Annotated in this window: 11 protein-coding genes; 7 read left to right on the forward strand and 4 right to left on the reverse strand. The window is 60.2% G+C overall.

Translation table 11 applies throughout. The features are described 5' to 3' along the window. Positions 1-241: 241 nt before the first annotated feature. The 4 genes from AB7535_RS29985 to AB7535_RS30000 all read left to right on the forward strand — a co-directional run bounded on the left by AB7535_RS29985 (position 242) and on the right by AB7535_RS30000 (position 1,920). Complete coding sequence (locus tag AB7535_RS29985; protein ID WP_231143427.1) at positions 242-406, forward strand: hypothetical protein; 165 nt, start codon at positions 242-244, stop codon at positions 404-406. Between the two features lie 261 nt (positions 407-667). After that, positions 668-1,114 (forward strand): hypothetical protein, encoded by a 447-nt coding sequence (locus AB7535_RS29990; protein WP_354080151.1) that lies wholly within the window; start codon positions 668-670, stop codon positions 1,112-1,114. Between the two features lie 30 nt (positions 1,115-1,144). Beyond that, positions 1,145-1,408 carry a hypothetical protein gene (locus AB7535_RS29995; RefSeq protein WP_231143429.1) on the forward strand — a complete coding sequence of 88 codons (264 nt, stop codon included), beginning with the start codon at positions 1,145-1,147 and terminating at the stop codon, positions 1,406-1,408. A gap of 62 nt (positions 1,409-1,470) precedes the next feature. Next, positions 1,471-1,920: a universal stress protein gene (locus tag AB7535_RS30000; RefSeq protein ID WP_231143430.1), complete on the forward strand. Its 450-nt coding sequence runs from the start codon at positions 1,471-1,473 to the stop codon at positions 1,918-1,920. A gap of 650 nt (positions 1,921-2,570) precedes the next feature. On the opposite strand, the gene AB7535_RS30005 is transcribed toward AB7535_RS30000, so the two are convergent. Then, positions 2,571-4,136 (reverse strand): winged helix-turn-helix domain-containing protein, encoded by a 1,566-nt coding sequence (locus AB7535_RS30005; protein WP_231143431.1) that lies wholly within the window; start codon positions 4,134-4,136, stop codon positions 2,571-2,573. Between the two features lie 496 nt (positions 4,137-4,632). Here AB7535_RS30005 and AB7535_RS30010 point away from each other — a divergent pair, with 496 nt between their 5' ends. After that, positions 4,633-6,060, forward strand: a complete 1,428-nt coding sequence (locus AB7535_RS30010; protein WP_439037436.1) for an AAA family ATPase — start codon at positions 4,633-4,635, stop codon at positions 6,058-6,060. Positions 6,061-6,065: 5 nt separating this feature from the next. Next, complete coding sequence (locus tag AB7535_RS30015) at positions 6,066-7,958, forward strand: ATP-binding protein (RefSeq protein ID WP_439037437.1); 1,893 nt, start codon at positions 6,066-6,068, stop codon at positions 7,956-7,958. A gap of 315 nt (positions 7,959-8,273) precedes the next feature. On the opposite strand, the gene AB7535_RS30020 is transcribed toward AB7535_RS30015, so the two are convergent. From AB7535_RS30020 to AB7535_RS30030, 3 genes are all read right to left on the reverse strand, one after another. Then, a complete protein-coding gene (locus AB7535_RS30020; protein ID WP_231143433.1) occupies positions 8,274-8,915 on the reverse strand; it encodes a hypothetical protein in 642 nt (213 codons plus the stop codon). 171 nt (positions 8,916-9,086) lie between these two features. Further along, the gene (locus tag AB7535_RS30025) at positions 9,087-9,320 is read right to left on the reverse strand and encodes a hypothetical protein (RefSeq protein WP_439037438.1); all 234 of its coding nucleotides are present in this window, start codon (positions 9,318-9,320) and stop codon (positions 9,087-9,089) included. Positions 9,321-9,685: 365 nt separating this feature from the next. Further along, positions 9,686-10,300 carry a tetratricopeptide repeat protein gene (locus AB7535_RS30030; protein WP_354113100.1) on the reverse strand — a complete coding sequence of 205 codons (615 nt, stop codon included), beginning with the start codon at positions 10,298-10,300 and terminating at the stop codon, positions 9,686-9,688. Between the two features lie 667 nt (positions 10,301-10,967). On the opposite strand from AB7535_RS30030, the gene AB7535_RS30035 reads away from it, so the two are divergent. Continuing rightward, the gene (locus AB7535_RS30035) at positions 10,968-13,058 is read left to right on the forward strand and encodes a hypothetical protein (RefSeq protein ID WP_231143436.1); all 2,091 of its coding nucleotides are present in this window, start codon (positions 10,968-10,970) and stop codon (positions 13,056-13,058) included. Positions 13,059-13,198 lie beyond the last annotated feature (140 nt).

Below are 13,198 nucleotides of genomic sequence, written 5' to 3' on the forward strand. Positions count from 1 at the left end.
CTGGATCAGGGCGGATGGTCATAGCGAGTTCACCGTATAACAATTCTGTCTGCTCGACATCGTTCGGGTCGCATGCGCGAAATGCGCGAGTGTGGGTCACCTAAGTTCAAAAGTGAACCGCCCACGGCTTCGCAACGGTTTGTTCACCTTGGTACAGGGAACACTCGAAGCGGCAATAGCCGGGCCTCATTTCGCGCTGAGTATCAGACCGCTGCTGCTGGGGGCCAAACGGAGATGTCCGATGGGTGTGGCAGGCTTGCGCTTCGCGCAATTGAAAAGATCGCTCCGTGTTCGAGCGGCCCCTGTCGGCCTGCTCCAAGAGTTGCCGTTTGTCTGCGCGGTGGTGGTTGCAGTCGGCTCGACAGTCATGATCGTGATCAAGCTCTGCAAGGATTTGCCGGAGTGAGGCGGGCCGACCGCCAAGGCGCTCATGCAGCCCTTTGTGTACCGATCGGCATATAAATTAGCCTAGATTGCGCGATTGCAAATATCCTCAAGGGGCGCAGTCGCGCGGTCCCCGCGCTTGGGGCGCCCTCCACAGGACCCTGATGAGGGTGAGGGGTGTCGGGAGGTAACCATCGCCAGCGCCGCTTGATCTAGATCATGACTTGCTAATCAGGCGGGGAACACGGTGCAATTTCTAACAATGGTTTTAGGGGGAAAGCTGATGTTTATGATCAAATGTCGTCGGTCTTCGATCCTCTGCGCTGTGCTCATGCTGTTTCTTTGGAGCGCCACCGCCTCACCTTCGCAAGCAGATACCGGTACGCTTCGAGTAGTCTTCGGCAAGGCAGGTCTAGTCGCTGCAGTTGGAAGCGGTGAAGGCGTCCTCACATTCCATGGCAAGCGCTATGCCTTCATCGTTGCAGGTGGAAGCGTCGGCGCGACCCTTGCTGCCTCGACGAGTGTCCTGCGTGGCACGGCTCTCAACCTCAATAGTCCGGCTGATCTCGCCGGGACCTACACTGACATTGGCGGTGGTGCTGCCGTTGCGGCAGGCGTCTCTGCCGTGAAATTACGCAATGACAAGGGCGTGGTGCTTGAGCTTCGGGGCGCCAAGCTCGGTGTAGAGGTTTCCGCCAACGTGGCCTTGATAACCATTGCGACGAAATGATGCTGCACAGCGGTGTTAGCGAGGTTACCGATGTGGGTCCTGATGTACGTCTTCTCCTACTCAGTTAGTCCAGCCGCTACAAACGACAGAGCGGAATGGAGGCTGCTCCCAACCGTGGTGTTCCAGGAATTCTCAAATGAAGAGCGCTGCAACGCGGCCAAATCAAAACTCGAGGGCAGCTTGAAGGAGGCAGGAACCAAGCTGAGAAGTGGTTTGGAAGACTTGAAGAGCCTTGGTAAGGCCGACCCAGCGCAGATCATTATTGCCTTCAACGTGGAGTGCGTCCCGAAATAAAGGGCCCCGGGATTGGTTCGTCGTTAGGTTGAACTCAATAAGGAAACAACGGGAGGACCCCAATGATCTACAAGAAAATCCTGATTGCGACGGACGGATCGGAGTTGGCGAACCGCGCTGTGGCGCATGGCCTCAAATTGGCGAAAGAACTCAAAGTCCCCGTAGTTGTTGTGACCGTGACCCCTATGTGGTCGGCCTTGGAGATCGCGCACGAAGCGAGGCTCACCAAGGCCAATCCGATTGAAAGCTACCAAGGCTCGGCAGCGGCGTGGGCCCAAAGAATCCTGAACGAAGCCGACGAGCAAGCAAAGGCGGTTGGCGTCAACTTCGAACTCGTTCACGTACCAGAAAGCGCTCCCGCCGAGGGGATCATCGCAACGGCTGAGAAGCAGGGTTGCGATCTCATCGTGATGGCCTCACATGGGCGTCGCGGTTTAGGGCGCTTGGTACTCGGCAGCCAAGCCAATGAAGTCCTCGCGTACAGCAAAGTGCCCACCCTAATCGTGCGTTGAGTTCAGTGAGGCCGGTCAGCGTCGAGGTCGCAAGAAGCCTGCACAGCGCGCCGGGAGCGCCGGGCTACAGGACACCGAGCGGGCAGCGCCAGCGCACGGGCGACCCCACCTTTACGTCACACCTTTGTAGGTTGATAGGTACGCCAACCTCCATTGAGCTACGGGCGCGACGGCCTGTTGCCGATAAACAATCGCCGGGATTGGCTAGACAATCCGTTAAAAACCTTTGGCCCATCTGCGGTCCGTTGTGGCGCCGAGACAAAATTAAATGATTGATTTTGTTGAAGGGTGGGACTTCTGCCGGGCCCACCAAGAATATCAGTATCTTGCTTGATCTTCGTTGCCCGCACCGCGACGGCCGCACCAGAAACCGCACCAGAAACGTCCACTTTTCGTTCGTGCACAGTCGTAAGGGTGTCCGGCAGCTCGCCTGCTGAACAGTGGATGCGACAGTGCACCCACGATCCTCGCCTCCCCGGCCGACGGAGAGGGACTGACGGAAGCAGTCTCTACTTTGGCGATAATGTCGGCCATCTCCGGCAAAGCGGAAGTCCGCCATAGCGTCAATCAAGTCCGCTAAGGGCCACAAGCTGCCGCCGAGGTTCACAGGGCCGCGTGTCCGCCACAGGGAACGAGGCGGCACACCGGGTTCATTCGGGCAACCCCGCTTTCCGAAGGCCCTCAGTCATCAGCTTCGCGTTTGATTGTCCGCCCCGAGCGATCCACGAAGATATTGTAAATGCAGGATCGATCTCAAGCAGACGCGCCGCCGCCTCACGGGCCTCAACGTCGCGTCCGAGATGGGCGAAGGCGGATGCGAGACAGCGGTAAGCTGGCGAATAGGAGGGGCTCTGACGTTGGGCTTTCTTCCCTGCGGCGATTGCTTCGTCAAAGCGACAAAGCTCGATAAAGGCGACGCCCATCCCAGAAAGCGCTCGGTGTAGGCGCGGGTCTACCGGGCTCACGCGAAGGGCGTGTTCAAAGCTCCGGATCGCTTCCTCCGGCAGCCCCGCAATTCTATAGACATTGCCTCTGCAGTTCCATGCCCAATATGAATTGGAGTTGAGCGCGACCGCCCGGTCAGCCATTTCGATCGCGCTTTCACAGTCGCCGACGTGGTACGCCGAGATTAGGCAAGCCCATGCTAACGTTTCTGGATCGTTATCGTCGAGGCTCAATGCCAAGCGAAGAAGCCGAACTGCTTCGTTGCGGTCGCGTTGAGGATCGATGGCATAGCCGAGAAGGACGTTGTGCCCGTGGCCGGCACCTTCCAGAGCGGCGGCGAGGCCAAACCCAGGGTCCAACTCCAGCGCGCGATGAGCCAGCCTTATCGCCTCAGCCACCCCTTCGCGGGTCGGAAGGTAATACTGTTGCAGGGCTCGGAGATAACAATCATATGCGGTGAGGTTCTCCGGTCGCCGCCGCGTCGCTATCTCAATTTCCGTTTGAAGCAACTTTGGCTGAATAGCTGAGACAACGGCGACCGTCACTTCGTCCTGAAGTGCAAAAACATCCGTCAGGTCACGCTCGAACCTGTCCGCCCAAATGTGCGCGCCCGTCACCGCATCAATCAACTGGCCTGCGATGCGAACCTTCCCCGCTGCCTTGCGCACTGACCCCTCAAGGACGTAGCGCACCCCAAGCTCGCGTCCGACCCGCTTTACATCGACGGCCTTACCTTCGAACGTAAAGCTCGAATTGCGAGCGATCACGAACAACCACTTGAACCGCGAGAGCGCCGTGATGATTTCCTCAACCATCCCGTCCGCGAAATACTCCTGCTCGGGGTCGCCGCTCATGTTCTGGAACGGCAATACCGCAATCGAGGGCTTGTCGGGCAGCGCCAGTGCGGGCTTTGACAACTCCACATGACTTTCCGAGGCGACGGCGGCGCTAGAAGGTCCATCCTCTTCACGCACCGCACCGACGAAGCGGAAGCCTTTCCTCGGCAATGTTTTGATTAAGCGCTGCTTCTCGCCCGTGTCGCCGACTGCGCTACGAGCGGCATTCAGCCGGGTAGACAGTGCTGCATCCGAAACGCTGCGCCCATTCCAAACGGCATAGATGAGATCGTCCTTGCTGACGACGCGCTCCCTGTTTCGGATTAGGTATTCGAGTAGATCGAACACCTGTGGTGTAATGGAAACGACCTCTGCCCCGCGATGCAGTTCGCGCCGGTCGGTGTCAAATGCGAACTCCTCGAAGCGATAGCGCAAGTTGCCAGCCCCTCACGTAGCCTCCCATCGCAGAAAGGCATCTTCGCACACCCAAAGAATAAGCCGCTGGTATAAAAAATGTAAGCCAATGGTTGGGCGGGTTTTGAGCCGTGGTATCTCATCTGATGCAGTGGAGCCCGACTTCCGGTATGGGTTAAAAGGCGAAGAACTCAGCGTGAGCAAATCTCGTCCGCTACGCCCCACTAAGCTGACCTCAGTGAGGGGTGTCGCCACTTCGCTGATGGGCCACTAGGAGACATGTGTCCCTGCCCAGCGATAGCGGATATCGTTGCAGTTATTTGTCGAGTTGTTCTCATCATGCCATGCGCGGCTTGGTAGTTGGCACCAGTACTGTTGCACCATTTGGCAACAATCGAAGGTAAGCCGCGGCCGAACCCCGCAAGCTAGAAGTATGCTATACTGAAACGATCGGGATAGACTTTTCTGCCGTAGTCCAAAATTTGGCTGGCCGTCAATCAGACAGTCGGTGGAGCCAATGCAGCAGATTGCGGAGTGGCTCGATACACTTGGCCTAGGGCAATACGCGCAGCGCTTTGCCGAGAACGACATTGATCCAAGCGTTCTGCGCGAACTGACTGACAATGACCTCGAAAAACTTGGTGTCTCGCTCGGCCATCGCAAAAAGATGTTGCGCGCGATTGCGGAGATCTCTGAGACCGGACGAAGACCCGTGCGTACTCCCTGGACCTCGGCCGAGAGACGTCAACTCACGGTGATGTTCGCTGATCTAGTTGGCTCGACGGCGCTCTCGACAAGGCTCGACCCGGAGGATTTGCGGGAAATCATTGGTGCGTACCACCGCTGCTGTGCCCAGCAGATCGAGAAATTTGGCGGATTCGTTGCAAGATATATGGGCGACGGCGTGCTCGCATATTTCGGCTATCCGCGGGCGGATGAAGACGATGCCGAGCGCGCTGTAGGCGCCGGACTGGCATTGGTCGCGGCCGTGACGGGCCTCGATGCCGGTCAAGGGGTAAGATTGCGAGCACGAATTGGGATTGCCACTGGTTTGGTGATCGTCGGTGATCTCATCGGGGACGGCCCATCGCAGCAGTGCGAGGTGGTCGGTGAAACCGCCAATCTGGCCTCGCGGCTTCAGGCGCTGGCCGAGCCGGATACAGTGGTGATCGACGGCAGCACCCGCCGCCTCATCGGCGGCCTCTTCGAATATTTCGCTCTCGGGAGCGTGTCCATCAAAGGCTTCCGCGATCCGGTGCCGGTCTGGCGAGTCATCGGTGCGAGCGCGGTCGATAGCCGCTTCGAGGCCTTGCGCGTAGCCAGAACCCCACTACTCGGTCGTGATGAGGAGATCGAGCTGATCATGCGCCGCTGGCAGCAGGCAAAACGTGGTGATGGCTCGGTCGTGCTGATATCGGGTGAGCCCGGCATCGGCAAATCGCGCCTTGCCGAGACCGCGGTGGAGCGGCTGAGCGATGATCCACATATTCGCTTGCGCCGTTTCTGCTCGCCACATCACCAGGACAGTGCACTTTTCCCGACCATATCACAGCTCGAGCGCGCAGCAGGATTCCGGCGTGACGATACGGACCAGCAACGTTTGGACAAGCTCGAGGCGTTGCTCACGGAGGCAAACGCGGACCTTAGCGAGGCCGTTCCTCTGATCGCGGACCTGCTGTCCGTGCCAACAGGCGATAGCTATCCACCTCTCAGCCTCACGCCGCAGAAGCGCAAGGAGAAGACGCTCCAGGTCCTCCTAGCCCAGCTCGAGGGACTGGCAACTCGCCGGCCCGTGCTGATGGTGTTCGAGGATGTGCATTGGATCGACCCCACCTCGCTCGACTTATTGGACCTCGTCGTCGACCGGGTGGCCACCCTCCGGGTCTTGCTGATCATCACTTTCCGGCCCGAGTTGGCCCGCCCTGGACCGGGCGCTCGCACGTGACATCGATGAGCCTCAGTCGTCTGTCGCGTCCACAGCGCGCCGAGATGATCATGCAGGTGACCGGCGGCAAGGCGCTGCCCCAAGAGATCGCCGAACAGATCATCGATCGGACCGATGGCGTACCGCTGTTCATCGAGGAATTGACCAAGGCGGTGATCGACAGTGGCATTCTGGCCGACGCTGGTGACCGCTTCGATGCGAGGGAGCCCGTGCCTCGACTTGCCATCCCTACCTCGCTCCACGCCTCGCTCCTGGCTCGTCTCGATCGCTTGGCGCCAGTCCGGGAGCTGGCGCAGATCGGCGCCGCTCTCGGGCGGTCGTTCTCGCATGAACTGATCAGCGCGGTCGCAGCGATGCCGCAGCAGCAGGTAGACGGGGCCTTGACGCAGCTCGTTCGCGCCGAACTGGTTTTCCAGCGGGGGATCCCGCCTGATGCAGAGTACACCTTCAAGCACGCGCTGGTGCAGGACGCAGCCTATAGCACCATGCTGCGCGGTCGACGTCAGCATATCCATGCCCGCGTTGCGACGACGCTAGAGAGCCAGTTCCCTGAAATCGCGGCCGCTCAGCCGCAACTCATGGCCTACCATTGTGCCGAGGCCGCCTTCAACGACAAGGCGGTCGGCTATCGACTCAAGGCCGGCCAGCAGGCGGTCGCGCGGTCGGCGATGACGGAAGCGGTAGCGCAGTTGCAGAGGGGTCTCGAACTGCTGGCGAACATGCCCGAGGAGTCGCGGCCCGTGCAGCACGAACTCGACCTGCAGATTGCTCTCGGGCGGGCTCTGATGGCGGCTAGGGGGTATTCGGCGCCGGCGGTGGCCGATACCCTCGACAGGGCGCGAGCACTCGCGGAGCGGTTCGATCGACCGGATCGTCTCGCTCCGCTGCTCTATTTCCAATGGGGCTTCCATTCGGTTCGGGCCGAGCACAAGCTGGCGGTATCCCTTGCCGAGCAGATGGAGAAATTGGGCGACACAAGAAACGATCGAGCCACTCTGCTGCTGGGTCGCTATATCCACGGCGCCAGTTGTTACTATCGCGGGGAGTTTGTGACAGCACGCGGCCTTCTTGAGCTGTGTGACGGCTTGAGAGATCCCGCCGCTCGCGCGACTTGTGCCGCCATAGCGGTGGCCGATCCGCACGCGGCGAGCCAGGCTCACTTGGCGGTGACATTGGCGCTTCTGGGCCACATCGATCAGGGACGCGCGCGCGTCGACGAGGCGTTAATGGAGGCCCGTTCGCTCGACCATCCCTTCACCGTGGCCTTTGTGTTGAGCAAGGTGTGTGCAGTGGAGGCGGCCGCTGGCTTGCCGCTTGACGCATTGCGGCATGCGGAGGAACTGCTGTCCCTCTCGAACGAGCATGGCTTTCCGCTCTGGTTGGGTCTCGGACTTCTCCAGCGTGGTCGCTCGTTGACAGCACTTGGACAAGCGCAGGACGGCATCCCGTTGCTCGCGAAAGGGCTCTCGGTGCTTCGTGGTGCCGGAGCTGTCGTGCACACGCCGCGCGCGCTTTGTTTTCTCGCCGAGGCTCACGCCAAGGTCGGGAATCTGCAGGAGGGGCGGAACTGCCTCGTCGAGGCTGCGCAGCTGATCGAGACGACCGAGGAACGATCCAGTGAAGCCGAGCTGTATCGACTGCGAGGCGACATGGTGAACGCGCGAGGCAACCAAGCAGCTGCGGAGCAGAATTATCATCGAGCGCTCGCGGTGGCCAAGCGCCAGAGTGCGAAGACGTTTGGGCTGCGCGCTGCGACCAGCCTCGCCCGCCTGTGGCGCAACCAAGGCAAGTGCATGGAAGCTCACGACGTCCTCGCGCCGTCGTATGGCTCGTTCACCGAAGGCTTCGACACGCCAGTCCTGAGGGACGCCAGGGCGCTGCTCAACCAGCTGGCATGACAGTCCCGCCTTGCGCGTCGCGGGAGAGCTGCTACTTGCCCACATTCCAAGGCTGGACGCCTCTGGTCTACGATCTCATTCAGGTGTCGTCGGCGGCGCGCAGAGCGTAGGCATCGGATCCCATTGCCCGCATGCGCTTCATGCCGTCAGAATGACCGCTTCGGGTCACCAGCGGTAATGCTCTGACTGACAATAAGATTTCCGCTTGGCCTCAGAAGCTGACGTCTAGGCCGTTATGAGTACACGCCCTAGTCACTCGCACTTGAATCGGCCGCTGTCCAAGCGGCGTGGAGAAGTATGTTCCGATCGCTGCTACTACTTTTCTTCTTCGGTACCTTGCTGCTCGCGCGCAGCTTTCTCCATATTCTCGCGATTGCGATCGGTATACATTTTGAGCGGATACTTAGCGGGATTCCACTTCGGCAGCTTTTTCGCGTAATCCCTCGCTGCCTCATTTGTATCCCAGGCGCCTTGTTGGCCTAAATCCAAGCCGGGGGGTGCGGGGTCAGCGGCAATCTTCTTGCCTGCTCGAAGTGGTTGCGATCCGCGCGGCTGATACTCGGTTTGCATCGGCGTGCCCTTGTTGGTCAGCTTAACCGGGGCGGTCGTCGCAGTCGGCTTGCTTGGCGCCGCTACAGCAGCGCCGCCTTTGCCTCCGATCCGAGCAACAACTATCGACCCATACGTCATTACGCCGTCTGACTGTAGCGTATAGATATAGGTGCCAGCACTGTTTGTATAAGTCAGACTGTTCCCACTGCATGTCCAGGTGCCTTGGACGCAGAAAGGATTGCCGGTACAGAGCGCCTGGCCGTCAGGCTTGAGAGTACCGATGTTGCTCGTACCGTGCTGCCAGGTACCAACGAACTTGCTGGCGCAGGAAGATGGTGGGGCTGCCAATGCAGGGCTAACAACAAGCGCGAACGCAACAACTACTCCAACCAGCGGCAACGTCATTTCCACCTCTGCAAAGCAACAATCAGAAAGCACGCAGTGTGTCACGGGGATCCCCCCCCGATCAATAGCACTCGGTCGCTTGAAGGAGCGCGGCCGCAAACAAGGTAACTGGGGCAAGTTTTGGGGACGAAGGGCGATCTACAAGCGGGGCTGCCCGGAGCCCCTCGACGGTCACCTGCTCCGCCCGACGCCGCTCATTCTACCTATCCCCGAAAGCGCCTCCAGCCCCGCCTCAATGGCTGTGATATCCTGCTCGAGTTGATCGATCGATGACCGGCAGTCGAAGCCCGTCCTGGCTTCCAGGTCGACCGCCAGGCGACGGCGGTGCATCCTCAGATCCCCGAGCGATTCGCGGTCTTGAAGTCTCGCGTAGCCGTCTACAATCAACTCAATCGCACTCGACATAGCTATCACCCATATCAAAAATTCGGATTTCCAATTGAACCGGGCAGATAAACGGTAGCTCTTCCAGCGCGCCAATAGCGACCGCCCGGACGCGGAGAGTTCTCTTCATAAGCGCAAAGCGCCAACCTGCCGCACCATCGGACATCTCCGGTTAGCGCCCAGCGGCAGCGGCCTTACTCTTCAGCGCGAAACGATGTTCGGCTATTGCCTATTCGGATGTATCCCTGGATCAAGGTGAAGGAACCCTTGGAAGTCTCGCGTCTGCTTGGCTCTCAGATGCGGGAGGTTGCTGCATGTCGGCCCTGGGCCATGAACAGACATGGCCTCACCTGTCGCGTTAGCGCCGAGCTCTGACCGCTGCTGTCCTAATAAACCAGGCTAGTGCCGGGCGGCTTCTCTAGCGCGGCGGCCAACGACCGGTACTCCTCGCAGCCAGTCCCGCAAATGGATGCAATCCGGCCGAGATGATAGAGCGCTTGCTCGCGGTTGCCCCGCTCGAGCTGCCACAGTCCATAATACTGCCACGTCAGCACGTGGTTCGGATCGGCCTTGAGCGCGCGCTCGTACCAGACCTGCGACTGCTCGTAGTCACCGAGCTTGCGGTAGGAGTAGCCGATGAGGTTGGCGACGTTTGGATTGTCGTCGTGGCCGAGCGTTTTCAATTGCTCAATCGCAGAGGCATAGTCAGTGCGGTCGTAGATCGCCGAATAAGCTGCGCGATACCCATGAGCAAAGGCGGGGGCGTCGAACAGGGACTGCTTGGCCTTTTTGGCCTTGGGCGCGTGAGTGGCCTTGGCGCCCGACCGCTTCGGGTATGACGAAGGCGGATAAGCGGAGCGTTGCCCCATCCCGCTATAGTCTGCATCACTGCCACCTGGCTCAGTGCCCGGGGCCGCAACAGCCGAAGTGACCGAGAACGCATTGATCAGCGCAATCGAACACGTTGCCAGCATCGCAATCCTGATCATCAAGTTGGCCATATAAGCCTCCTGCAAGCTACGCCTTCGAGCTCCCACTCCAGCCGAACATGTTAACTCCGGCTTATCTCAAACATTTCTGGAATGGTATTTAGAAAAACGAGATTTGGTGCGACAGCAATGTTGTCTTATGAGCCGGTCAATGTCCGCAGCGGGTTAAAAGCTGACGGTGTCCGCCCAAGAGACCGTGGCCTCCTATCGCTCGACAAGCGGACGTAGCTAGATTCAGTCCCGTTTCCGTTATCGCTCAGACGTATCAAGGAGCGCGTCTCGGGCGTTGTCTCGATGCGAGATGGCCAAAGTGCGCGAGCATCTTCCACTTGCCTGGTGGTTCCGTCGATCAACAAGCCCGACCAATCAGGTCTTCTGGCGAGTTCGATGCAATTGAACTCAATCGGATGAAACCCGAACTCTATGAACGTTTTGACGGAATTTTTCATCATGTCCGAAAGGATTGCACACTCATCGGTTTGCGATTTGCCCGACGGGTCAACCGCTATTTCTGAAAATCAGAAGTGCCGGGTGCGGCGGTGACCTGAGTTAAATGTCACCGGGTGCTCTTGAGAAATGACTCGACGCCTAACTCTCGATTGCGGAATCGCTTGCCTTGCCTCAACTGACAGGTATCCTGCTCGATACAGCGAGCATCCTCTATTAGTGCCCGGCAGCCATGAAGGAATTCCAGCTCGGCATTCTCTTCGTCCACGGGATCGGCACCCAGCCGGCGCGCGATACGCTGGTTCGCTGGGGCGACGCGCTGCTCAAGGTCATCAGGCGGGCAACGGCGGAAGATCCAGGCCGCACCACGTCGTTCGTGACCCGGGCGGATCGCGGCGACCGGTCCGGCGACAAGCCCGCCGAGGCGGTCGTCGAGTTTCGCTGCAAGGACAGGGTTGACGGCGAAAAATGGCTCATCGCCGAAGGCTGGTGGGCGGAGAGCTTTCCTTTGCCGACTTATTCGGAGCTCGTGTCATGGAGTCTTCGCGCGGTGCCGTGGGCCATCGCGCTGCACATTGCGCAACGATTCTGGCAGAGCAATCCGAAGGCGTCCAGGATTGCATTTTCATTGGCGTTCGCAGACGCCGTTCTACGACTGCTCATTGCCATGGCATTGATGCCGATCCTGATGGTCCTGCCGGCCTTGACGCTGATCCTAGGCCTGGTTCCGCAACTGCGGTCCCTGATGCTGTCAGCCCAAACCCTGCTCCTGGGCACGATCGGAGACAGCCTTGCCTTCGTCGAGAGCCCGCTGCGCGCCGCGCTCATACGCGCCCCGATTCTGGACGGTCTCGCGCGACTGAAGGACCGCTGCGAACGCACCGTGATCGTTGCGCACTCGCAGGGCGCGGCCGTCACCCTCGATGCGCTCGGCGGCATCGTCGACCGTGACGAAACGGCCGAAAGCATGGGGCCGTCCAAGAGCTCCCCGCTCCCCGATGCGCTGGTGACGTTCGGGTCGGGGGTCAACCAGCTCGTCAGTCTGAAGGTCCTCGCGGCCGGAGGCCTAGAGAAAGACTCAGGTATCAACGCGGCGTCCGTGGCTGCCATGACGACACTGGGCGTGATCGCATTGCTCGTTATGCTCTTCGCGGGCTCTCACTCGCACGCCATCAGCATCGGACAGTTGGTCCAGGCCTCTTTGGTCATGGCGGGGGCTGGCGTCCTGGGCCTGGCGCTCGGTTATATCCTGAGGCTGCTCGACGGCGTGCGGGACGGGGTCAAGAAGACCGCCAAATGGACGGCCATGATCCTCGTCACCGTGCTTCTGACATTCGTCAGCATCTATTTCAGGAAAGCGTACCAGGCCGTCATGAACCTGCCGGTTGCTCAGGTCGGCCTCCTCGGTGTTCTCCTGGCGAGCTTGGTCTATGCGATGCGAACGATCCTGTCGCCCATCACACAGGCTGCGGTGACGAGTCCGGTGCGTTACCCCAGGGGATTGTCCCGGTGGCTCGATATCTACGCGTCGAAGGATCCGGTGCCGAACGGACCGACCAGGATCGAAAAGGCAAACGCCAATTTGACATCGGTGCAGGTCTGGAATCGCGGCGCGGCCCTGTCCGACCATACGACCTACTGGGAAAACCTGGACGGATTTGTGCTCCGGGTGGCGCGCGTGTGCGCCGAGACGGCCGGGAGCCGATGGCAGGACAAGCTCGCGCCTTCAACGCAGGAAACCTGGCGCGATCAGTGCGCCGCGCGACGGGTCCGCATTCTGCGGTGGACACTACGGCTCAACCTGGTGCCCTGGGCAGTCATCTTTTTCGTCCTCTGGAGACGATACGGCACGCGACTGCCCGTACCCTTCAGCCTTCCCTCATGGTTCTGGGACTGGGGTTCCGGGGTCGAGCAGTTCATCACGCTCGCAGGTTCGGTCGTCCTGGGGGCATGGATCACGGCCGGCCTCCTGCGTTGGCGCTGGAGCGCCTGGGTGCATGCGGATCAGGAGGCCGTGCTGGCTCGAAAGTCGGCGGAGGATGTTGGCGAGCGAGCCGACCCGTTCAGCGGCCAGATGATCATCCTCTGGCTGCTCGGCTGGCTGGCTGTTTCGCTCGCTCTTGGCCTGGAGGCCGAAGCGACCTCGCTGCTTTCCGATCCCGGCGCCTGGCTGTTGGCATCGGGCATGCTCATTCCAATTTGGGCTTTTGCTGCTCAAACGTCCTCAGTCGTAGACTGGCTGTTGCCGGTGCCGAAGCAACCGTGTTCGGATGACGAGCGTGCCGGGCCCACGGCGACGGACGGAACGGCGTCTCCTGCCTGAGCGGGCAGCAGCGCCCGCCAGCGAAGCGCGCGAGCAGTTCGTCACCGGCTGTGAATGCAAAGGCGCGGCACGGGGATCAAACGTTTCACGCCGACGTTCTTACCCCGCGACGCGGGATTCCACAGGAGCGAGCGATGAAA

This window comes from Bradyrhizobium sp. 956_D2_N1_4 (assembly GCF_052076025.1).
GTDB lineage: Bacteria > Pseudomonadota > Alphaproteobacteria > Rhizobiales > Xanthobacteraceae > Bradyrhizobium > Bradyrhizobium barranii.

Bases quoted from the DNA above. Each gene is read 5' to 3' on its own strand.
- AB7535_RS30035 (WP_231143436.1), top strand. From the start codon at position 10,968: ATGAAGGAATTCCAGCTCGGCATTCTCTTCGTCCACGGGATCGGCACC.
- AB7535_RS30020 (WP_231143433.1), bottom strand. From the start codon at position 8,915: ATGACGTTGCCGCTGGTTGGAGTAGTTGTTGCGTTCGCGCTTGTTGTT.
- AB7535_RS30015 (WP_439037437.1), top strand. From the start codon at position 6,066: ATGAGCCTCAGTCGTCTGTCGCGTCCACAGCGCGCCGAGATGATCATG.
- AB7535_RS29985 (WP_231143427.1), top strand. From the start codon at position 242: ATGGGTGTGGCAGGCTTGCGCTTCGCGCAATTGAAAAGATCGCTCCGT.
- AB7535_RS30010 (WP_439037436.1), top strand. From the start codon at position 4,633: ATGCAGCAGATTGCGGAGTGGCTCGATACACTTGGCCTAGGGCAATAC.
- AB7535_RS30025 (WP_439037438.1), bottom strand. From the start codon at position 9,320: ATGTCGAGTGCGATTGAGTTGATTGTAGACGGCTACGCGAGACTTCAA.
- AB7535_RS30030 (WP_354113100.1), bottom strand. From the start codon at position 10,300: ATGGCCAACTTGATGATCAGGATTGCGATGCTGGCAACGTGTTCGATT.
- AB7535_RS29990 (WP_354080151.1), top strand. From the start codon at position 668: ATGTTTATGATCAAATGTCGTCGGTCTTCGATCCTCTGCGCTGTGCTC.
- AB7535_RS30000 (WP_231143430.1), top strand. From the start codon at position 1,471: ATGATCTACAAGAAAATCCTGATTGCGACGGACGGATCGGAGTTGGCG.
- AB7535_RS29995 (WP_231143429.1), top strand. From the start codon at position 1,145: ATGTGGGTCCTGATGTACGTCTTCTCCTACTCAGTTAGTCCAGCCGCT.